The organism is Nocardia sp. NBC_01377 (assembly GCF_045040005.1).
Classification (GTDB): domain Bacteria; phylum Actinomycetota; class Actinomycetes; order Mycobacteriales; family Mycobacteriaceae; genus Nocardia; species Nocardia noduli.
The window spans coordinates 21,452-43,068 of record NZ_CP109566.1 but is presented as its reverse complement, the minus strand read 5'-3'; the positions used below and the strand labels follow the sequence as shown (position 1 = coordinate 43,068).

General features: G+C 68.2%; 23 protein-coding genes. 7 read left to right on the top strand and 16 right to left on the bottom strand.

Translation table 11 applies throughout. The features are described from left to right. Positions 1-156 precede the first annotated feature (156 nt). From OG225_RS00195 to OG225_RS00175, 5 genes are all read right to left on the bottom strand, one after another. The gene (locus OG225_RS00195; protein WP_405179885.1) at positions 157-597 is read right to left on the bottom strand and encodes an AMP-binding protein; all 441 of its coding nucleotides are present in this window, start codon (positions 595-597) and stop codon (positions 157-159) included. 216 nt (positions 598-813) lie between these two features. Next, positions 814-2,019: an FAD-dependent oxidoreductase gene (locus tag OG225_RS00190; protein WP_405179884.1), complete on the bottom strand. Its 1,206-nt coding sequence runs from the start codon at positions 2,017-2,019 to the stop codon at positions 814-816. 207 nt (positions 2,020-2,226) lie between these two features. Continuing rightward, on the bottom strand, positions 2,227-2,877 hold the full coding sequence (locus OG225_RS00185) for a PadR family transcriptional regulator (protein WP_405179883.1): 651 nt from the start codon (positions 2,875-2,877) through the stop codon (positions 2,227-2,229). A gap of 66 nt (positions 2,878-2,943) precedes the next feature. Next, positions 2,944-4,986: an MDR family MFS transporter gene (locus OG225_RS00180; RefSeq protein ID WP_405179882.1), complete on the bottom strand. Its 2,043-nt coding sequence runs from the start codon at positions 4,984-4,986 to the stop codon at positions 2,944-2,946. A gap of 148 nt (positions 4,987-5,134) precedes the next feature. Beyond that, positions 5,135-5,860: a TetR/AcrR family transcriptional regulator gene (locus tag OG225_RS00175; protein ID WP_405179881.1), complete on the bottom strand. Its 726-nt coding sequence runs from the start codon at positions 5,858-5,860 to the stop codon at positions 5,135-5,137. Between the two features lie 100 nt (positions 5,861-5,960). Here OG225_RS00175 and OG225_RS00170 point away from each other — a divergent pair, with 100 nt between their 5' ends. The 4 genes from OG225_RS00170 to OG225_RS00155 all read left to right on the top strand — a co-directional run bounded on the left by OG225_RS00170 (position 5,961) and on the right by OG225_RS00155 (position 9,279). Beyond that, positions 5,961-7,340 carry a lipase family protein gene (locus OG225_RS00170; protein ID WP_405183138.1) on the top strand — a complete coding sequence of 460 codons (1,380 nt, stop codon included), beginning with the start codon at positions 5,961-5,963 and terminating at the stop codon, positions 7,338-7,340. 120 nt (positions 7,341-7,460) lie between these two features. After that, positions 7,461-8,336, top strand: a complete 876-nt coding sequence (locus OG225_RS00165; protein WP_405179880.1) for an oxidoreductase — start codon at positions 7,461-7,463, stop codon at positions 8,334-8,336. 95 nt (positions 8,337-8,431) lie between these two features. Beyond that, a complete protein-coding gene (locus OG225_RS00160; RefSeq protein ID WP_405179879.1) occupies positions 8,432-8,878 on the top strand; it encodes a transcriptional regulator in 447 nt (148 codons plus the stop codon). A gap of 101 nt (positions 8,879-8,979) precedes the next feature. Next, on the top strand, positions 8,980-9,279 hold the full coding sequence (locus tag OG225_RS00155) for a DUF3817 domain-containing protein (RefSeq protein ID WP_308165430.1): 300 nt from the start codon (positions 8,980-8,982) through the stop codon (positions 9,277-9,279). 162 nt (positions 9,280-9,441) lie between these two features. Here the strand turns inward: OG225_RS00155 and rdgB are convergent, their stop codons facing one another. The 10 genes from rdgB to clpS form a co-directional block, all read right to left on the bottom strand. After that, entirely contained in the window at positions 9,442-10,050 is a 609-nt protein-coding gene (rdgB, locus tag OG225_RS00150) for an RdgB/HAM1 family non-canonical purine NTP pyrophosphatase (RefSeq protein ID WP_405179878.1), read from the bottom strand. Beyond that, entirely contained in the window at positions 10,050-10,823 is a 774-nt protein-coding gene (rph, locus tag OG225_RS00145) for a ribonuclease PH (RefSeq protein ID WP_216913705.1), read from the bottom strand. Before rph ends, rdgB begins: the two co-directional genes overlap by 1 nt. 77 nt (positions 10,824-10,900) lie before the next feature. Further along, positions 10,901-11,665, bottom strand: coding sequence for a cyclic nucleotide-degrading phosphodiesterase (locus OG225_RS00140; protein ID WP_405179877.1), 765 nt, complete (start codon positions 11,663-11,665; stop codon positions 10,901-10,903). 69 nt (positions 11,666-11,734) lie between these two features. Beyond that, positions 11,735-12,475 carry a rhomboid family intramembrane serine protease gene (locus OG225_RS00135; RefSeq protein WP_405179876.1) on the bottom strand — a complete coding sequence of 247 codons (741 nt, stop codon included), beginning with the start codon at positions 12,473-12,475 and terminating at the stop codon, positions 11,735-11,737. Between the two features lie 124 nt (positions 12,476-12,599). Then, complete coding sequence (locus OG225_RS00130) at positions 12,600-13,562, bottom strand: PLP-dependent cysteine synthase family protein (RefSeq protein WP_109523483.1); 963 nt, start codon at positions 13,560-13,562, stop codon at positions 12,600-12,602. 8 nt (positions 13,563-13,570) lie between these two features. Then, entirely contained in the window at positions 13,571-13,843 is a 273-nt protein-coding gene (locus OG225_RS00125; protein WP_216913713.1) for a MoaD/ThiS family protein, read from the bottom strand. Between the two features lie 90 nt (positions 13,844-13,933). Next, positions 13,934-14,356: a Mov34/MPN/PAD-1 family protein gene (locus tag OG225_RS00120; protein ID WP_405179875.1), complete on the bottom strand. Its 423-nt coding sequence runs from the start codon at positions 14,354-14,356 to the stop codon at positions 13,934-13,936. A gap of 190 nt (positions 14,357-14,546) precedes the next feature. Continuing rightward, positions 14,547-15,569 (bottom strand): P1 family peptidase, encoded by a 1,023-nt coding sequence (locus tag OG225_RS00115; protein ID WP_405179874.1) that lies wholly within the window; start codon positions 15,567-15,569, stop codon positions 14,547-14,549. A gap of 487 nt (positions 15,570-16,056) precedes the next feature. After that, positions 16,057-16,626: a DUF2017 domain-containing protein gene (locus OG225_RS00110; RefSeq protein ID WP_109523487.1), complete on the bottom strand. Its 570-nt coding sequence runs from the start codon at positions 16,624-16,626 to the stop codon at positions 16,057-16,059. 45 nt (positions 16,627-16,671) lie between these two features. After that, the gene (clpS, locus tag OG225_RS00105) at positions 16,672-16,992 is read right to left on the bottom strand and encodes an ATP-dependent Clp protease adapter ClpS (RefSeq protein ID WP_109523488.1); all 321 of its coding nucleotides are present in this window, start codon (positions 16,990-16,992) and stop codon (positions 16,672-16,674) included. Between the two features lie 133 nt (positions 16,993-17,125). Here clpS and OG225_RS00100 point away from each other — a divergent pair, with 133 nt between their 5' ends. Continuing rightward, positions 17,126-18,439 carry a nicotinate phosphoribosyltransferase gene (locus OG225_RS00100; protein WP_405179873.1) on the top strand — a complete coding sequence of 438 codons (1,314 nt, stop codon included), beginning with the start codon at positions 17,126-17,128 and terminating at the stop codon, positions 18,437-18,439. Between the two features lie 156 nt (positions 18,440-18,595). Here the strand turns inward: OG225_RS00100 and OG225_RS00095 are convergent, their stop codons facing one another. Then, positions 18,596-18,823: a hypothetical protein gene (locus OG225_RS00095; protein ID WP_405179872.1), complete on the bottom strand. Its 228-nt coding sequence runs from the start codon at positions 18,821-18,823 to the stop codon at positions 18,596-18,598. A gap of 95 nt (positions 18,824-18,918) precedes the next feature. Between OG225_RS00095 and OG225_RS00090 the strand changes: the two genes are divergently transcribed. Beyond that, positions 18,919-19,482: a nicotinamidase gene (locus tag OG225_RS00090; protein WP_405179871.1), complete on the top strand. Its 564-nt coding sequence runs from the start codon at positions 18,919-18,921 to the stop codon at positions 19,480-19,482. Positions 19,483-19,550: 68 nt separating this feature from the next. Continuing rightward, positions 19,551-21,590, top strand: a complete 2,040-nt coding sequence (locus OG225_RS00085) for an ATP-dependent DNA helicase (RefSeq protein WP_405179870.1) — start codon at positions 19,551-19,553, stop codon at positions 21,588-21,590. Positions 21,591-21,617: the final 27 nt, after the last annotated feature.

Here is a 21,617-nt window from a genome sequence, read left to right as displayed (position 1 = left end):
TCTATCCCCGGCGGCGCTTCGGTATCCGATAATCGGCCTGCCGTGGCGGGATCTCGGTCCTGGCGCGTTCGCACCCGGATAATCGGCCGAAAGCCGGGAATCGACAGACGATTTTTCGTCGGTCGATTCCCGGTCGGTCAGCGGGTGGTTCCTGTGTCAGGACGCCTGGAGAACCGGCACGCGGTCGGCATCGGTGAGGGGGGCGTCCGAGCCGGTCATGTAGCGAACCAGGGTCGAGCGGTCATCGAGCACGAGCCAGTCGACCGAATCCGACAGCACGGCGCGGCGGGCCTTGGTGGTGACACCGATGTCGATGCCGAAGGGGACCAGATCCCCGTCCACCGCGGTCGCGCCGGTCTTGGCGACGGCCATGCGGGTGACGGCCGCCTCGATGGCGGGGTCGACCGCCACCGCGATCCGGGTGCCGGGACGCGCGCCCAGTTCCACCAGCACGCGGGCCAGGCGGTTCGACCAGGCGTCGAGCTCGCCGTAGGTGAGGTCGCAGTCGGCGGAGGACACCGCTACGGCGGCCGGGTCGATGGTCTCGACCAGCGCGAAGGCGTTGGTGCGGGTCTCGGTGGCTGCTGTGGCGTACATATCGTGTCCCCTTAGGAGAGTTTCTCGTGTCGTTCTCGGTATGCCTCTAATCTCCTCCGGAAAGACCTCCGTCGACAGGAACCCCAGTGCTGTCCCCCGCCCCTCCGAGGGTTACCGAATCCCCACCTTGGGGTCGCCTCCGAACCGCGCCGACCTGGGGTTTCTCCTGACACGACTTCGGGGGGTGGCGCGCGCCACCCCCCGAAGCACCCCCTGCTACACCGGTGTCGGCTCCGGCCGGACCGGTGCGTCCCAGTCGATGCGATAGCGCTGTTCGTGCCCCATCGTCTTCTCCGGATCCATCACCGTCCTGGTCATCAACGGCATCAGCAGGGTCATCATCGTGCGGGTGACCGGCCCCGGGGTCTTGCTGTGGTTGATCCGCGCCGCCCGCTTGGCCACACCTTCCACCCGTGCGCGCCGCAGCGCCTCGTACGCGGCGAAGGCCGCACCGGGTTCGGGCAGGTCACGCAAGCAGCGCGCCACCTGCACCGCACTCTCCACCGCCAGTGACGCGCCCTGCCCCGAACTGTTGGACGGCGCGTGCACCGAATCGCCGACCAGCGCCATCCGGCCCCGGTACCAGTGCCGTACCGGCGGCATGATGTGCAGCGCGCCGACCGTCTCCAACTGCTCGGCCGTGGTGCGCCGCGCGAGTTCGCCGCCGGGTGTGTCCTCGCCATAGGTCTCGCGGATGATCCGCAGCCAGCGCTCGGCCGGGATCGCGCGGGCCTCGGTGAGCGAGAGATATTGCTTGTGCGGCAGGTTCACCCCCCAGGCGATCCGGCGGTCGTCGTGACGCCAGTAGAGGTAATAGGCCCGTTTGCCGTAGGCGAAGGTCATGGTGTCGGGCTCGACGTCGAGATCGCATTCGGTCAGCGCCCCGAAGCCGAGCATGCCGGTGTAATCCGGACCCTTTGCCTCCGGATCGATCAGTCGGCGCACCGTCGACCGGATGCCGTCCGCGCCGATCAGCACGTCGGCGGTGGCGGTGGTGCCGTCGGCGAAGCGCGCGGTGACGCCGTGCGCGCCCTCGTCGACGTCGACCAGTCGTTTGCCGTATTCGAAGGCGACGCCCGCGGCGCGCGCGTGGTCGTGCAGGGTGCGGTGCAGTTCGGCGCGATCGACCACCTGTAACGGCGGCACATCGGACAGGCCGGGCAGGGCCAGGATCTTGCCGCTCATGGACAGGCGCATGCGCGACACCGGGGTGGCGATGGCGCGCACCGGATCGCCCGCGTCGATGACGTCGAGGGCGGCCAGGCCGTTCGGGGCCAGGGCGAGCCCGCTGCCGATGCCGTCGGACGGGCCGGGGTAGGCCTCGTAGACGCGGGGTTCGATACCGGCTTTGGACAGGGCGGTCGCGGCGACCGGTCCGGCGATGCCGCCGCCGATCACCAGTGCGGTACGGGTGGTGGACATGGGTGTCTCCTGAATTCGGTGAATTCCCCGAACCGTCGCGCGCACCACCCGGTTATCCTGTGGTTGCCAGCCTCGTGGCCGGGTGCGCTTCGCGCGGGCACGGTTCGAGACGGTTCGATCAGGCTCGGCGGCGGTGTTGCCGCACCCCGCCGGGCCTCGGTCTTCGCCCGGACGTCGCCGGGCGGTTTCCATTCGGTGCTCCGAGGTCTACTCCGGTGTCATCCCCCTCTCCACCTCGTCGATGACCTCGCCGGGGTCGATGCCCTCGGCGTGCATGTGCCGCCAGAATCCGATATCGGGGAAGGTTCCTTCGACGAGTTCGGCGCGCCAGGAACGCGCCCACTCCGCCTCCGCCTCCAGCATCGTGATGCCGTATTCGGATTCGATGACGAAAAGCCGGGGTAGCGCGGCCGCGCGCAATGCCGCCAATTCGGCCCGGCCCGCCGCGATCGCCTGCTCGAGCGCGGCGATCCGGACACCGAGCAGATCGACGACCTCGTCGGGCGGCAGCGTGCCGACGACCGACAATCCGGCCGTGAAGCGGGCAGGCTCGGGTTGCGGCGAGGAGATCAGTTCCCTCGCCCAGTCCGACATTTCGGCGCGACCGGCGTCGGTGATCCGATAGATCACGCGCTCGGGCCGCGCACCGTCGCGCTCACTGCCGACGACCTCGAGGAAGCCCGCCTTCGCCATGTTCTGCACGACGGTATACAGCGAGCCCCATTTGATGTCCATATCGCGGTCTTTGCCGCGTTCTCGCAGCTTGGAGGCGATTTCGTAGCGATGCATCGGCCCTTCGACGCTCACCGAGAGCACCGCGAGCGCCAGCAGATTGCCGACCTTGCGTTTCTTCGCCACGAACCCTCCTTACTCGTCTACGAATATACGTATACGAGTATATGGGCACAAGCGGAGCGAACGCGGCTACCTGCCGACCCTGGTCGTATCCTCCTCGTGCAGTTGTTCTTTGAGGAGTTTGGTCGCGATATTGCGCAATGCCTGATCGAGCAGCGCCCGGTCGACGGGGTCACGATCGTCCCAGGTGTCGAGCCTGGTGCTCAGCCAGCTCCGCCACGCGGCTTCCACCCGGTCGACCTCGGCCTGACCCGCCGAGGTCAGCCGCAGATAGCCGTCCTCGGCGTCGACGAGACCGCCGCCGATCACCTTCAGGAAGATCGGCTCGATCACCTCGTCGGGTACCCGGTGGGCGAGCGCGATCGTCTCCAGGCGCACGGTTCCCCGAATCTTGTTGTGCAGGAACACCTGCCCCACCGCCCATGCCTCGCCGCGGCTCAATCCGCTGCCCGCGTCGGCCAGCATGCGCGGCATGACGGGACCGGACCGGCGCGCTCGGCGCATGGTCGAGGACACCGAACGCTCCAGCAGCGCGACCCGGTCGGAGGTATTCGGCACCGAGAAACCCTCGCCCACATCGCCCGCGCCGACCCGCGCACTGTCACGCAGCGGCACCTCCTTCAGGAACCACGCGATCACGAAACCGAGCAGCGCGACCGGAACGACCCACAGGAAGACGAAGTCGACGGCGTCGGCGTACGCGTCGATGATCGGGGCGGCCTGTTCGGCGGGCAGATTGCGCAGGGCCTCCGGATTCGTGGCGACCTCGGGCGGTACCACCCCGACCTCGGTCAGCGCGTCGGACAGGCCCGGCGTCAGCTCGCTCGTGTACAGAGTTCCGAAAATCGCCGTGCCGAAAGCACTTCCGAGGGTTCGGAAGAAGGTGACACCCGAGGTCGCCGTACCGAGGTCGGCGTAGGGCACGGTGTTCTGCACGACGATGGTCAGCACCTGCATCGCCAGGCCGATCCCGAGACCGAGAATGAGCATGTAGAGCGATTCCAGCCACACGCTGGTGCCGCGCCCCATCGTCGACATCAGATACAACCCGAGCGCCATGACCGCCGTGCCGACGATCGGGAAGATCTTGTAGCGCCCGGTCACACCGACCACCTGTCCGGACACGATGGAGGTGACCAGCAGCCCGGCCACCAGTGGCAGCGTCCGCAGTCCGGACATGGTGGCCGAGACACCGTCCACGTATTGCAGATACGCGGGCAGGTAGGTCATCGAGCCGAGCATCGCGAATCCCACGATGAAACTCAGGATCGAACAGACCGTGAACACATTGCTGCGAAACAATTTCATGGGCAACATCGGTTCGACAGCCCGCAATTCCACCGCGACGAAGGCGGCGAGGAAGACGACGGCGACGACGAGAAGACCGATGATCTGCCACGAGGCCCACGGATACTCCTGCCCACCCCATTCCAGTCCGAGGATCAGGGCCGAGACACCGAGTGCGACCAGGCCGATACCCGCGTAGTCGATGATCGGCTTGGCCATCGCCCGCACGCGCGGGATGGTCCGCGCCGCCATCACGATCATGAGCACCGCCACCGGCACGTTGACGTAGAAGCACCAGCGCCAGCTCGCGTTGTCGGTGAACAGTCCGCCCAAGGTCGGTCCGATGACCGTGGTGACGCCGAAGACCGCGCCGAGCGCGCCCTGATATTTACCGCGTTCGCGCAGCGGGATGATGTCGGCGATCAGCGCCATCGCCGTCACCATGAGACCGCCCGCACCGATGCCCTGCACGGCGCGCGCGACGATCAGCAGCAGCATGCCGTTGGACAGCCCGGCGACCATCGAACCCGCGATGAAGATCACGGCACTGAGCTGGAAGATCAGTTTGCGGCCGAAGAGATCGCCGAGTTTGCCCGCGAGCACCGTCGCCACGGCCTCGGCCAGCAGGTAGGACGTGACCACCCAGGCCATATGCCCGGCCCCGCCGAGATCGGCGACGATCGTCGGCAGCGCGGTGGAGACGATGGTCTGATCCAGCGCGGCCATCAACATGCCGAGCACGATCGTCGCGAAGACGATATTTCTCCGCGCGCCCGTCAACGGAGTCGGAGCGGGTTTTTCGGCGACAGCCGCTGCACCGGTCATTGGGCCAGTATGGTCGGATGCCGCCCGTTATCCCGCCCAGCGACACGGTAGCGAACCGACGGTTCCCGGTTCGATCCGAGCGGTTCGACCGGCCGCACGCGAGGATCGGCCACCCGAAGACGGACGGGCGGCTCCGGGCGTGCGCGCCCTAGATCTGGTCCGGGCTCTCGACCAGGGCGACGGCGACCGGGACCAGCAACTCGACCAGCGCGTCGACCGGCGGCCGGGGCCGGGCGAGCAACCATTCCTGCGTCAGTCCGTTGATCGCGCCGATCAACGCCGTCGACGCCAGACCCGGCGCGCCGCGAACGCGTCCGCCGGGGACGACGATCGGCACCACCGTCGATTCGATGACCGCGGACCAGGCGTGTCGACGTTCGCGGCGATGCTGTTCCATCCGCTCGCTCACCCCGACGACCTCGATGAAGGCGACCTTGGCCCGATACGGGTCGGCGCCGATCGAACCGACGTAGGCGGAGATGATCGCGTGCATCGCGACGTGCGGGTCCATACGCGGATCGAGGTCCGACAGGCCGGCGACGACCGCGGCGGCGGCCTGGTCCTGGATGCGGTCGTAGGCCGCGACGAGCACGTCTTCCCTGGTCTCGAACTCTTCGTAGAACTGCCGCTTCGACAATCCGGCCGCGGCGCACACGTCGGCGAGCGAACAGTCGGTGTAACCACGCTCGGCGAACAGCCGGGTGGCCGCCTCCAGAAAGCGGAGCCGACGTTCGGCCTTCCGTTCGGCGACGGCGCGTCCGCCGTACTGCCTGCCCACGATCGTCACCCATCCACGGTATCCCCAGCGGCGCGCGCACCTCTCATCGGGAACGACGGGGATCGGCGCCGTGCCGGTGGTTGTGATCGAGGTCATGTTCGGTGCATACTCGCCTTCATTCTGAAACCAATTGGGCTCAGTTACTCGGCCCGCGGAACGAAGAGGTTCACCCTTGGCAAAGCACGCATCGAAGCTGCTGGCCCTCTCGGTCGCCCTCGCGGCCTGTCTGCCGTTCGTCCTCACCACCTCGGCGGCGGCGGATCCAGCACCGGACGCCCCGGCGATCGCGCCCGCGCCCGCCTTCCCCATCCCACCGATGCCGCCGGGTTTCGATCCCGCCTTCTACCGCCCCGCCGCCGACAGATTCGCCGATCTGGAGCCGGGGCAGCTGATCGCGGCGCGCCAGGTGAATCTGGCCAACCTGTCGCTACTGCCGGTCAATATCGACGCCTGGCAGCTCTCCTACCGGTCGACCGATACCAGGGGCGAACCGATCGCCGCCGTCGCGACGGTGATCAAGCCGCGTGGCGACATGCCCGACCGGCCACTGCTGTCGTATCAGATCGCCGAGGACTCCACCGGCAACTACTGCATGCCCTCCTACCAGCTACAGATGGGATCCATCCCGGCTCCCCTCACCGGATCGATACTGGTGGCCGCGCAATTCCTCGAAGTCCAGGCGGCGCTCGCCCAGGGCTGGGCGGTCGTCGTCCCCGACCATCAGGGCCCCGACTCCGCCTACGCCGCCGGTCCGCTGGCCGGGCGGATCACCCTGGACGGTATTCGCGCCGCACAGGATTTCGCGCCGATGGGGCTGCCGGGTGACAGCACCAGGGTCGGACTGATGGGCTATTCCGGCGGCGCCATCGCCACCGGCCACACCGCCGAACTGAAACGGAGTTACGCGCCGGAATTGAATATCGTCGGCGCGGCGGAGGGTGGCATTCCGGCGGATCTGTCGGCGGCGTTGAAATTGGCCAACCGGAATCTCTCCTCCGGGTTGATCATGGCGGGCGTGGTCGGCGTCTCGCGCGAATACCCGGCGCTGCGCGAATTCCTGGAGCGTCATTCGACCCCGCTCGGCCGTTTCATGCTGGCGGCCAAGGACCAACTGTGCGCGAGTTACCAATCGGCGCTCTTCCCGTTCGGCGACAATCTCGGCATGCTCGACGCCGATCCTTTCAGCGATCCCGGCGTGGTCGAGACCCTGGCGAAAACTCGTATGGGACAGCAGGTTCCGGATATGCCGATGTTTATGTTCCAGGCGAATATGGATTGGCTGATCCCGGTCGGCCCGGTGAACACCCTCGTCGACACCTACTGCGCGGACCCGACCGCGCGGGTGCGGTACATCCGGGACCACTTCAGCGAACATCTCACCCTCGATCCCATCGGCGCGCCGAGCGCGCTGCTGTGGTTGCGGGACCGCTTCGCGGGTGTGCCGGTGGCGCAGGGCTGTTCGACCACTGACGTCGGGTCGATGATGTTGGACGCCGACACCTGGCGGGTCTGGGAAGAGGTCGCGGGCGTGACGCTGGCCGCGGCGTTCGGAGCGCCGATCGGCGCCGGGCGCTGACATCGCGACGGCGCGGGAAGGTCGTTTCGGCGCGGAAACGACCTCCCCGCGGCGTATCGTGCGTGCCGGTCGGCATTTCGCCACTTCCCCCAGAACTTACTCCAGAGTAAGGTTGCGGCCATGGCGTGGAAACCTACTGAGATCCCGGATCAGACCGGGCGCACCTTCGTGATCACCGGTGCGAACGGCGGCCTCGGCACCGAAACCACCAAGGTGCTGGCGGCCAAGGGGGCGACCGTCATCATGGCCTGCCGCAACGCGGCCAAGGCCAAGCGGGTCGCCGACGCGATAACGGGCGATGTGCGCACGGCCGCACTCGACCTGGCCGATCTGGGTTCGGTGCGTGAATTCGCCGAGAACACCGCCGACTTCGATGTATTGATCAACAACGCGGGCCTGATGAACGTCCCGTTCACTCGCACGAAGGACGGTTTCGAAACCCAATTCGGCGTCAACCACCTGGGCCATTTCGCGCTGACCGGGCTGCTGCTCGACCGCATCGGCGACCGGGTCGTCACGCTGGCGAGTATCGCCCACAAGCAGACCCCGAAATTGTGGATCGACGACCTGAATTACGAGAACCGTCGCTATCAGCGCAATCTCGCCTACGCGCAGGCGAAATTGTCGAACCTCATGTTCGCCAGGGAACTACAGCGCAGGCTGGGCGAAGCCGGTTCCGCCAAACGCTCCTACGGTGTGCACCCCGGCGTCTCGGCGACCGATCTGTTCACCCGCACCGAAACCGTGGTCGATCGGATCAGCAAACCGTTCATCCGGCTGATCGGCCACGCTCCGGCGAAGGCGGCGCATTCGACCCTGTTCGCCGCGACCGTCCCCGACGCCGACCCCGAAACCTATTGGGGTCCGACCCGGCTGATGCAGAGCCAGGGACCGGTGGAGGCATCGCCGTCGACCGAACTCTCCAAGAACCGGGAGCTGTGGACGCGGCTGTGGGAGGAATCCGAACGCATGACCGGGGTCACCTACAAGTTCTGAGGGGCCCCTGACGCCGTCCCGCTCGCCCGCGGGACGGCCGTCGACCTCACCACCTGGTCCTACGGCCCGCGTAGTAGACGGGTACCGTGGTAGCCGTGTCCGCTCCTCCCCGCCGCTCGGCACACAATCGCCCGGCCCTCATCACCCTGGTGATCGTGGCCGCGCTCGCCTGCCTCGCGCTGGGCTGGTGGCAGTGGGAACGGTTCGAGTCGGCCAGCGGGACCGGACAGAATCTCGGGTACGCGCTGCAATGGCCGCTGTTCGCCGGATTCGCGGTTTTCGCCTATTTCCGGTTCGTCCGACTGGAACGCGAGGGCGACGAACCGGCCGACGCCGCGCCCACCCGGACACGGATGAGACAAGCGGCCCCGCGCGAAATTCCCGCGGGCATCCTGCCCGACCGGCCGACAGCCGCCCGCTCCGACGACCCGGTACTGGCGGAATACAACCGCTACCTGGCCGAATTACACGCCGACGATATCGACGTCCAGGTCCGTAAGGCCGGCCTCGACGCTCGCGACACCGAGAGGAGCGCCGGTTGAGCGCCAGCGAGAACGCCACCGAGGCCGGCGAAGCCACCGCCTCGAACCCGACCCTCGATAAGGCCGTCGAGTCCCCCGCCACCGGCGCGAAAACCGCCAAGATCGCGAGCGCGCTGCTGCGCTATCGCGTGCTCGCCTGGGTGACCGGCCTCTGGCTGCTGCTGCTGACCGGCGAGATGATCGCCAAATACGGCTTCGACGTGCACACCCCCAGCTGGATCGCCGTCGTCCACGGCTGGGTGTACTTCGTATACCTGCTGCTCACCGCCGACCTCGCCGTCAAGGTCCGCTGGCCGATCGGCCGCACCGTCGGCACCCTCATCGCGGGCACCATCCCGCTGCTCTCGTTCTACGTCGAACATTTCAACGCGAAGAAGGTCAAGCGCGACTACGCCCTCTGAGCGTCCGCGGTTCCGGCCGCCTCGGCGGCGGCGAGCCAGGCGTCGGCGCGGGTCGGCGGCGGCGAGCCAGGGCGGTGACGCAGGTCGCCGTTGACGCGAGCCAGACGTCGACGCCCCGGCCCACGCTCCTACCGCGAGCCGACGCCGTAAGCGTCGGCGGGCTCAGTCCTCTGCCAAGGCCGCGAGCGCGGGCAGCAACAATTTCAGGGCACGGCCGCGATGGGAGGTCGCGTCCTTCTCGGCGGAAGTCAACTGCGCGGCGGTCACCGTTGCGCCGTCGGGGACGAACAGCGGGTCGTAGCCGAAGCCGCCGTCGCCGACCGGAGCGCGATTGATCGACCCCGGCCATTCGCCGCGCACCACGGTCTGCCTGCCGCCCGGCACGACCAGCGCGCAGGTCGAGACGAATCGCGCACCGCGTCGCTCATCAGGGACATCACCGAGTTGGGCCAGCAGCAGGGCATTGTTGGCCCCGTCCGCGCCGTGGCGACCCGACCAGCGTGCCGACAGCACGCCCGGCATCCCGTTGAGCGCGTCCACCTCGATACCGGAATCGTCGGCCACGCAGGCCAATCCGGTGGCGGCGGCGCCGTCGCGGGCCTTGGCCACCGCGTTCTCCTCGAAGGTCGCCCCGGTTTCGGGAGCCTCGTCGTAGGGCGGCACATCGTCGAGTCCGACGATCTCGATCCCCGCGACACCGGCGACCTCGAGGATGCGACGCAATTCCTTCAGCTTCTTCGCATTACGACTGGCGAGCAGAACGCGAGTCATCACTTCTTCTTCGAGGTCTCGGCGGGTTCGGGGAGGACGCCGGGGTACGGCAGGGCCAGAGCTTCCTTCTGCACGGCGAACAGTCGATCGCAGCCCGCGAGTGCCGAATCGAGCAGTTTGTCGAGCGTGGAACGCGGGAAGGTGGCGCCTTCGCCGGTGCCCTGCACCTCGACGAGGGTGCCGGTATCGGTGGCGACCACATTCATATCCACCTCGGCGCGCGAATCCTCTTCGTACGGTAGGTCCAAACGCACCCGGCCGTCGACGACGCCGACGCTGACCGCGGCGATGGCGCACGAGATCGGCTGCGGATCGGCGAGGCGGCCCGCGGCCGCGAGATAGGTGACCGCGTCGACCAGCGCGACATACGCGCCGGTGATGGCCGCCGTGCGGGTACCGCCGTCGGCCTGGAGTACATCGCAGTCGATAGCGATGGTGTTCTCACCGATGGCCGCCAGATCGATGCAGGCCCGCAGCGAACGCCCGATCAGTCTGCTGATCTCCTGGGTGCGACCACCGACCTTGCCCTTCACCGATTCCCGGCCGGAGCGGGTGTGGGTGGCGGCGGGCAGCATCGCGTATTCGGCGGTGAGCCAGCCGAGTCCGGAATCGCGCCGCCACGGCGGCACGCCGTCGTTGACGCTCGCGGTGCACATCACCCGCGTCTGCCCGAATTCCACCAGCACCGAACCGGCTGGATGCCTGGTGAATCCACGGGTGATCCGTACCTCGCGGAGCTCATCGTCCGCCCTGCCATCGGCTCGTCTCGACACGGGGGTAAGCGTACTGGTTGATATCTTTCGCGCCCGCGCCGCGCCGCGCCCCCGAATATTTCACCGGAGCGCGGCAGTCAGATATCGAACGTTTCGCCCGGTGCGACCGCGTGCACGGGACCGGAGAACACCGCCTTCGCCTCGGCGATCACATCCTCGCGCGAAGTCCATGGCGGAATATGGGTCAGCAGCAATTCCTTGACGCCCGCCTCGGCCGCGATCAGCCCCGCCTCGGTACCCGAAAGGTGAATTCCGGGCGGGCGATTGGCCGGATCGTGGGTCCAGGACGCCTCCGACATCAGAATGTCGGCTCCCTGCGCCAATTCACGTACCGAATCGCACATCGCGGTATCGCCGGTGTAAACGAATACGCGCCCCGCGGCGGTGACGAAACGCAATCCGTAGGATTCCGGCGGGTGGTACATCCGGCGGGCGGTAACCGTGTGGCCCGGCCCGAATTCGACCGTCTCCCCCTCGCGCCACAACCGATGGTCGATCACATCCGACCAGTCGTCGCATTCGCCGCCGACCTCGGCCGACGCGTTGCCGATGCGCACCGCCGCGTCCGAAGGACCGCGCACGATGGCCCGCCCCACCGGCGGAGTCGGATGGTAGCGCCGCCACACCAGCAGCCCGGGTAGGTCCAGACAGTGATCGGCGTGCAGGTGGGTGAGGAAGATGTCGATCTCGCCCGGGTCGGCGTGACGCTGGAGCGCGCCGAGAACACCGGGGCCGAAATCGATGACGACCGGTGACATGCCCGGACCGCTCAACAGGTATCCCGACGCTGGGGAGTCCGGGCCGGACACGCTGCCCGAGCACCCGAGGACGGTAAGGCGCATTCCCTCATGCTGCCACGACGAATTCTCGGTCACGAAAGGATCCCCCAAATTCCTGAGCGGGCCGCACTCTCACCGTGGCGACGCAATGACTCCGGACTGATCCCCGCGACGTTTTCGGCGTGCATCACCAGAGAGTACCCAGCCCGCAAACACTCCACCCATCGCCCCGAAAAGATGCCCCTGCCAAGATATTCCAGGTGGCCCGGGCAGCACGCCCCACAATAGCGATCCGTAGACGAAGAGAACCCCGATCCCGATCATGATGTGGCGGACGTTGCCCGCGAACCACCCGCGACAGATCAGATAGGTCAACCAGCCGAAGACCAGCGACGACGCACCGATGTGCACACTGTTGTCCGCGCCGGTCAGCCAGGTGCCGACGCCCGCTACGAGCCAGATGATCCCGGTGGCGGCGAGCCCGCGCAGGACACCGGAGAGCAGGACGAGGAACCCCATGATCAGCAGCGGCAGGGTGTTGCTCATCAGGTGATCCCAGCCGCCGTGCAGCACCGGGGCCCAGACGATGCCGGACAGCCCGTCGACCTCGCGCGGCTCGATACCGGCCGCGTCCAGATCACCGCCGCCGATCTGATCGACGCCCTCGATGACATACAGCAGGACGACGAATCCGCAGATCAACGCCGCGGCACGGAGCCACGGCTGTCCCGCGGCGGCGAAACCGCGCTGCCGCGCCGGGTTCGTCGCCGGTACCGGTACCGGCGGTGTGCCGCCCGGTGTCGAGAACCGGGCACGCAGTGCCGCGATCCGATCGGAGTCGAAGGACGACCCCTGCCCCGCACCCCCGGTCATGGCATACCTCCTCGTGAGCGCGGATCCTGCGCTGTCCTTCGAGGGTACCGACCGGGACGAATCCCGCCGGGTAGTGCGACAACACGCCCGCGCGGCGACCGAGCGGGCGTGTCGGAACGAACGGTCAAGCCCAGAGCTGGCCGTCGAGACGTTCCTCGGCCTCTTCCAAGGTGCCGTCGTAGGCACCGGTCGACAGATATTTCCAGCCGCCGTCCGCGACCACGAAGGCGATATCGGCCCGCGTACCCGCCTTGACCGCCTTACGGGCCACGCCGAGCGCGGCGTGCAGGATCGCGCCGGTGGAGATTCCGGCGAATATCCCCTCTTCCAGCACCAATTCGCGGGTCCGCTTGACGGCGTCGAAGGGGCCGACGGAGAACCGCGTGGTCAGCACCGACTCGTCGTACAACTCCGGGATGAAACCCTCGTCGATATTGCGCAGCCCGTAGACCAGTTCCCCGTAGCGGGGTTCGGCGGCGACGATCTCGATCTCCGGCACCTTCTCGCGCAGGAATCGGCCGGTTCCCATCAGCGTGCCCGTGGTGCCGAGGCCCGCGACGAAATGGGTGATCTCGGGCAGGTCGGCGAGAATCTCCGGGCCCGTCGTCTCGTAGTGCGCGAGCGCGTTGGCGGGATTGCCGTACTGGTACAGCATCACCCAGTCCGGGTTTTCGGCCGCGATCTCCTTGGCCAGCGCGACGGCCTGGTTCGATCCGCCCGCCGCCGGGGAATCGATGATCCGCGCGCCGAACATGGTGAGCAACTGCCTGCGCTCGACCGAGGTGTTCTCCGGCATGACACAGACCAGTGCGTAACCCTTGAGTTTGGCCGCCATCGCCAGCGAGATACCGGTATTTCCGCTGGTCGGCTCCAGGATCGTGCAGCCGGGCGTGAGCAGGCCGTCGGCCTCGGCCTGTTCGATCATCCGCAGTGCGGGCCGGTCCTTGATCGACCCGGTGGGATTGCGGTCCTCGAGTTTGGCCCACAACCGCACGTGATCCTCGCCGTCCCATCGGGGCGAGAGCGTGCGCAACCCGACCAGCGGGGTGTCGCCGAGGGTCGCGATCAGCGATTCGTAGCGCGCCACGGCGGTGATCAGCCTCCGGCGACGGCGGGCAGGATGGTCACCGAAGCGCCCTCGGGCACCTCGGCCGCGAGACCGCCGGTGAAACGCACATCCTCGTCGTCGACGTAGATGTTGACGAAGCGGTTCAGTTTGCCGTCCTTGAGCAGGCGTTCGGCCAGTCCGGGATGGTTGGCGTCCAGGTTCTCGATCAGCGCCGACAGTGTCGAGCCGTCGGCCTGCACGCGCTTCTCGCCTCCGGTGAGGCCGCGCATGATGGTCGGGATGGACACGGTTACCGACATGGGTACTCCTCGATTTCGACCGTACTGGCCACTGGGTTGAACACACCGGCCGAACTGCACCGGTCGAGCACTGCTATTCGGGGTCGACTGCTATTCGGGGTCGTAGGCGTCGACGATCCGCACCGGTTCCTCGGTGACCTCCCCGTCGACGATCCGGTAGCTGCGCAGCTCGTGCTGTTCCGGATCGCGGGTGGAGATCAGCACGTAATGCGCGAAGGGCTCGGAGGCGTAGGAGATGTCGGTGCGGCTCGGATACGCCTCGGTGGCGGTATGCGAGTGGTAGATCACCACCGGCGTCTCGTCCGCGTCGTCCATCGCGCGCCAGACCTTCAACTGCTCGCCGGAGTCGAACCGGTAGAAGGTCGGCGAACGCTCGGCGTTGATCATGGCGACGAAACGCCGCGGGCGATCCGAACCGTCCGGGCCCGCGATGATTCCGCACGCCTCGTCCGGATGGTCGGCCCGGGCGTGCGCCACCATCGCCTCGACGAGGTCGGCCTTGATCACCAGCACGAGTCACCCTTCCACGGTCGGCACACCGCCGTATCGGCACGCCGCCGACCGGCACACACTGCCGACGTATTCGCCATCGACAACGAGTCAGAATATTCGGCTATTCCCCGCCCGCGCTCCCCCGGTCCCCGTTTCCGAGGGCCACGTCACTTCGCGAGTCCGGTGTACCGGTCGGCGGGTCGACGGAAACTCACCGCGGAAACAGATCTGTGTAGGCGGGGATGCCTGCGACCGAGACCGCGCGCAGGATCGCGTCGACCACGGCGCGTTCGACGCAGACCGCGGCCGCCGTGCACACCGCGTCCAGGATCAGCAGATCCGCCGGGAACGCGGGCGGGACCGGTACCGACGGCAGCACCACCGCACCGGTGGACAGCGCGAAGAGGGTGTCGCCGTCCAGCGGCGAATGGGCGGGACGGATGGCGCGGGCCAGACCGTCGTGCGCGGTCATCGCCATGCGGCGGCAGCCGCTCGGATCCAGTGCGACGTCGGTCGCGACCACGCCGATGGTCGTATTGAGCACCGTGCCCTTCACCGGCAGCGCGTTCGCCTCCGCCAACTGTTGTTTCGTCGGCGGGCGCAGGCCGAAGAACTCGGGTCCGTCGGTGCCGACACCCCACGGCAGTCCGGTGCGCGGATCGAAGACCGAGCCGACCGGGTTCGCGACGATCAGCGCAGCCACCGTCACCCCCGCGGCCGGACCGTCCTTGAGCACGATGCTCGCGCTGCCGATCCCGCCCTTGATCGAATCGGCGCGCGCACCGACGCCCGCGCCGACCGAACCCCGCGCGAAATCCGACGATGCCGACGCGGCGGCCCGGTACCCGAAATCGGCGGTCGGCCGCACATCCCACGCGCCGACCGGAAGGTCGAAGATCACCGCGCCCGGCACGATCGGCACCACCCGGCTCGCGTCCGACGGATCCATCGGGATGCCTTCGCCGTGTTCCTCCAGCCACCGCATCACGCCGTCAGCGGCGGCGAGACCGTAGGCGCTGCCGCCGGTCAGCAGGATCGAATGCACTCGGCGCACAGTGTTACTCGGGTCGAGCAGATCGGTTTCCCTGGTTCCAGGGCCGCCGCCGCGCACATCGACCGCCGCCGTCGCACCACCGGGCGCGCGCACGACGGTGCATCCGGTCGCCGCGCCGGAACCGAGCGTCGCGTCGGCGTCGAGGATGTGGTGGTGACCGACGAGCAGTCCGGTCAGCATGGGATTTCTGCGGCCCGGAGGCCGCGTGGTTCGCGGCCCCTGTGTCTCGCGCCCGAACACCCGAGACTCGCGACGGTGATATCGGCGGCCCGGGGGCCGCGTGGTTCGCGGCCCTCATGTCTCGCGCCCGAACACCCGAGACTCGCGACGGTGATATCGGCGGCCCGGGGGCCGCGTGGTTCGCGGCCCTCATGTCTCGCGCCCGAACACCCGAGACTCGCGCCTTCGGCGCATGCGCTTCGGCCGTTCGGGCGCGAGACGGCCGCGAACCAGGAGCTCGTCGGGCTCGCTCCGTGTGGGGTGCGTTGGTTCGGTATGGCTCGTGTCGGCGGGCCGAGGTCTGGCGTAGGGAGTCTTGAGTCCAGGTCGGCCGGGGGTGGACGTCGAGGGGTGGATCGGGTGCTCGTAGGCCTCGCGCCGGGGGTGGCGGGGTGAGATGGGAGGGCGCGATGCGCGCCTGGGAGCGTGCGGTCTCGGGATGACATCGCTACGGGGCCAGGGCCTGGAGCAGCGAGTCCTGCATCCAGGTCAGCCAGTGGTAGACGTCGAGGTGGGGGCCGCGGGGGTCGTCGGGATCGAGTTGTTCGGGGGTGTCGGCGTCGATACCGAGGACGGTGCCCAGGGCCAGGCGGACGTCGGTCAACGCGGTCAGCCAGGCGTCGGCCTGTTCCGGGGTGAGGACGATCTTGCCGCCGTCGCTGGGGACGGTCTCCAGCACCACGGATCCGGCGGCGAGCTTGCTGTCGATGATCTCCGGCTCGTGCAGGCCGCGCAGCGCGCTGTTGAGGTCGGCGCGGTCGGCGTCGGGGGAACCCGGCTCGCTGCGATGGAAATCGGGCAGCAGCCGGTGCAGGCGGGGATCCTCGGGCGGGACGGTGTTGCCGGTCCGCAATCCGGTGAGGGCGGCGAGTTCGTCGTCGGGGGCCGACCGGGCTCGCTCGGTGAGCAATCCGGATACCGCGCCGACCAGCGACCGCAGTACACCGGCCTCACGCGCGTCCATCTCGGATCGCAACTTGAGGCCGCCCAGTGAGTTCTTCCTGCTCCACTTACGCACGGCGCACGCTCCAGTTCGGCACGCCGTCGAGGGTAGTCCTTACGCTCAGTCGTCCCGCTGCATGGTGGCCCACAGACCCGCCGCGTGCAGCCTGCGCACGTCCTGCTCCATCTTGTCGCGCGACCCCGACGACACCACGGCCTTGCCCTCGTTGTGTACCTGCAGCATCAATTCGGTCGCCTTCGCCTTGGTGTAGCCGAAGAGCTTCTGAAAGATGTAGGTGACGTAATGCATCAGGTTGACGGGGTCGTCCCAGACCACCGTCACCCACGGACGGTCTTCCGCCTCCAGGATCTCGGTGTGTTCCACCGTTTCCGGAGTCGCCTGTGCCGCCGACAGCGTTGCTTCTGTTTCGCACAAGCCCATGATGTCCAGGGTACGACTCACCCCCCGATCCACAACACCCGTCCCGCCACCTCCGCACGGGTCAGCGAACCGGTAGCGGCACCACATCCGCGTCGTTCCCCGCACCGGGTGTCGGCTGTCTACAGTTGCTCGGGTGGAGATCCGCGACGACCTCGCCAGCACCGCGTTGCTGACCGATCAGTACGAATTGACCATGTTGGCCGCCGCCCTCGCCGACGGGTCGGCGCACCGCCGCTGCACCTTCGAGGTGTTCGCCAGGCGGTTGCCCAACGGCCGCCGCTACGGCGTCGTCGCGGGGACGGGCCGACTGCTCGACGCCCTGCCACGATTCCGTTTCGGCGAGCGGGAACTCGAGGTCGTCGCCCCGTTCCTCGATCGGCGCACCGTCGACTGGCTGCGCGACTACCGCTTCACCGGCGATATCGACGGCTACCGCGAAGGCGAACTGTATTTCCCCGGTTCGCCGATCCTGTCGGTGCGCGGCAGCTTCGCCGAATGCGTCGTCCTGGAAACCCTCGCCCTGTCCGTGCTCAACCACGACAGCGCCATCGCCTCGGCGGCGGCGAGAATGGTCAGCGTGGCCGCGGGCAGACGGACCATCGAGATGGGATCGCGGCGCACCCACGAACTGGCAGCGCCGTCGAGTTCGCGGGCCGCGTATCTGGCCGGATTCGACGCGACCTCCAATCTGGAGGCGGTGCGCGGTTTCGGCATCCCCGGCGCGGGCACCAGCGCGCACGCCTTCACTCTGCTGCACAGCGGCGCGGACGGGGCGCACGAGGCCGAGGCGTTCCGCAGTCAGGTCGCCGCGCTCGGCGTCGGGACGACCTTGCTGGTCGACACCTTCGACATCACCCGTGGCGTCGCGACGGCCGTGGAGGTGGCCGGTCCGGAACTCGGCGGCGTGCGTATCGACTCGGGTGATCTCGGCGTACTGGCGCGACAGGTCAGGGATCAGCTCGACGCGCTCGGCGCGAAATCGACCCGGATCGTCGTCTCCGGCGATCTCGACGAATACGCCATCGCCGCGCTGCGCGCCGAACCGGTCGACGTGTACGGCGTCGGAACCTCGCTGGTCACCGGGTCCGGTGCGCCGACCGCGGGCATGGTCTACAAACTCGTCGAGGTCGACGGTGTTCCGGTCGCCAAACGCAGCAGTCACAAGGAGTCGCGCGGGGGTACCAAGAAGGCCGTGCGGCTCGCGCGCTCGACCGGGACGATCATCGAGGAGATCATCTATCCCGCGGCGGGCCCGAAACCGAAGACGTCCGGATCGGACGTCCGCGAACTCCAGGTTCCGCTGGTCGGCGCGGGCCAGGTGCTCGACAACCTGCCGACGCTGACCGAGAGCCGCGATCTGGTCGCGCGCGGGCTGGTCAGCCTGCCGTGGGAGGGGCTGAAACTGTCCGCGGGCGAGCCCGCCGTCCCGACGACGTTCGTGGGCTGAGCAGACCGCACCACCACCGCGCCGCGCCGCCGCCGACCAGGGCGACGGCGCCCAGTCCGACCATCGTGACCACCCAACCGAAATTCGCGAGCGACAACGACAACGCGGCGAACACCGCCCAGTACGCCGCGAAACCCGCCCCGATTCTCGCCGTGGTCACGGAGTCGCCCGATCCGACTCACTCACCTCGCGCGCCCGCTGTTTGCGTTTGCCCGCCAGTATCACCACGTAGACGGCGACACCGACGAACAGGAATCCCTTGACCGCCGACTCGATCCAATCGAAGACGCTGTCCGGGCGCGCCCCGATCATCCATCCCATCGTGGCGTACGCGCCGTAGCCGATCACGACGGCGGCCAGGATCCGCACCGTGTTCTTGCTCATGAAGCCTCCTCTGCTCTTCCACCGAGTGAACGGCGGCACAAGGTAATAGCCTCGCGGCGTAGTCTTCGTTTACACCGGGCGAAAGGTAATGCGTCATGAATCGGGCGTTGATCATCGTCGATGTGCAGAACGACTTCTGCGAGGGCGGCTCGCTCGCCGTCGATGGCGGCAGCGCGGTCGCCGAACGCATCAGCCACTATCTGACCGGCGCGAACTACGCCGCCGTCGTCGCGACCCGCGATTACCACATCGATCCCGGCGCGCATTTCTCCGAGCGGCCCGACTACGTCGATTCGTGGCCGCCGCACTGTCGGGTCGGCACGCCCGGCGCGGAATTCCATCCGAATCTGGACACCTCGCCGATCGAGGAGATCTTCTCCAAGGGCGAGTACTCCGCCGCCTATTCGGGTTTCGAGGGCGCGGCCGCCGACGGCGCGACTCTCGCGGACTGGTTGCGCGCCAGGGATATCGGCGAGGTCGACGTCGTCGGGATCGCCACCGATCACTGTGTCCGCGCCACCGCGTTGGACGCGAACGCGGCGGGGTTCGACACCAGGGTGCTGCTCGATCTCACCGCGGGCGTCTCCCCCGCGACCACCGCCGACGCGCTCGACCGGCTCCGCGCCGCCGGGATCGTCCTGTCCGGCACGATCGGATAACGCGACCGTTCGCGAGGCGGCGGGGCCGGTCCGCCGACAGTGTCGGTGCCGCGCAGTAGGCTGCTCGCGTGCCCGAACTGCCGTCCGTCCCGGAGCTGTTGTCCACCGCCGTGCAGGCGCTCGGAGGTAAGGAACGCGACGGGCAGGTGACGATGGCGACGGCGGTCGACCACGCCATCGATACCAAGGAGCACCTCGCGGTGCAGGCGGGGACCGGCACCGGTAAATCCCTCGCCTATCTCGTGCCGAGTCTGCGGCACGCGGTCCGCACCGGGCGCACCGTCATCGTGTCGACGGCGACGATCGCCCTGCAACGGCAGTTGGTCGACCGCGACCTGCCCCGGCTCGCCGACGCGCTGAGCGGCAAACTCGGCAGGCAGGCGAAATTCGCGATCCTCAAGGGCCGCAACAACTATCTCTGTCTGAACAAGATCAACAGCGTGCTGCCGGAGGAGCCCGCCGAGGCCGAACTCTTCGACGCCTTCGCCATCTCCCGGCTCGGCCGCGAAGTGCAGCGGCTCAACGAATGGGCTTCCGACACCGAGACCGGCGACCGCGACGAACTCGCCCCTGGCGTGACCGATCGGGCCTGGCGCCAGGTCAGCGTGTCGTCGCGCGAATGCCTCGGCAAATCGCGTTGCTCGTTCGGCCAGGACTGCTTCGCCGAACGCGCGCGCGCCGAATCCGCGCAGTCCGACATCGTGGTCACCAATCACGCCCTGCTCGCGATCGACGCCATCAGCGGAATCCAGATCCTGCCCGAACACGATGTCGTCGTCATCGACGAGGCGCACGAACTCGTGGATCGTGTCACCGGCGTGGCCACCGCCGAGTTGGCTCCCGCCGCCATCAGCGCGGCCGCCCGTCGCTGCACCAAACTCATCGATGAACGCGAAGTCGATCGTCTGGAGGGCGCGGCCGAGGCTTGGCACGAAATCCTCGATGAACTTCCCGGCGCGCGGTGGGACACCATGCCCAACGGCGTCGCCCCCGCGCTCGCGCTGGTTCGCGACGCCGCGTGGAACGCCCGCACGGCACTGAACCCGCCGGGCAGCAGCGGCGCGCAGGGCGATCAGGACGCCGCTGCCGCCCGCACCCAGGCCCTGGCCGCGATCGATGAAGTGCACGACAGCGCGGTGCGCGCGCTCACCGCCTTCGACGAACCCGATCCGGCCGCGCGCCGCGACGTGATCTGGCTGGCCGCCGACGATATCCGTGGCGTGGCGCGTAAAACGCTGCGGATGGCCCCGCTTTCGGTCGGCGGACTGTTGCGTGCCCGATTGTTCGGCACCGCGACGGTGGTGCTGACCTCGGCCACGCTCCAGATCGGCGGCAACTTCGACGGACTCGCGATCACCTGGGGCCTGCCCGCGCGCTCCTCGGCACGCTCGGACACCGGCGCCGCGAACGGCGCCGAGGCGCCATCGGACGCCGACACGGTGCGCTGGAGTTCCCTCGACGTCGGCTCGCCGTTCGACCACGCCAAATCCGGAATCCTCTACGTGGCCAAACACCTGCCCGCGCCCGGCCGCGACGGCCTCGCCCCCACCTACCTCGACGAGATCGAGCGGCTCATCACCGCGGCGGGCGGACGCACCCTCGGGCTGTTCTCCTCGATGCGCGCCGCCAAGGCCGCCACCGAGGCGCTGCGCGAGCGGATCGACACCCCCATTCTGTGTCAGGGTGACGATTCGACCGGGGCCCTGGTGCGCAAATTCGCCGACGATCCGGAGACCTCGTTGTTCGGCACGCTGTCGCTGTGGCAGGGCGTCGACGTCCCCGGGCCGTCGCTGAGTCTGGTGATCCTCGACCGTATTCCGTTCCCCCGGCCCGACGATCCGCTGCTGACCGCACGCCAGCGCGCGGTCGAATCGCGTGGCGGGAACGGATTCATGGCCGTCGCGGCGAATCACGCGGCCCTGCTGCTCGCACAGGGCACCGGACGCCTGTTGCGCAGCGTCGATGATCGCGGTGTGGTCGCCATCCTCGATTCCCGTTTGGCGACAGCACGATACGGCGGGTATCTGCGCGCGTCGTTGCCGCCCTATTGGGAGACCTCGAACCCGGAGGTGGTCGTCAAAGCGCTACAGCGCTTGACGGCGAACTGAATCCCGGCCGACACACCGCGCGCCCCT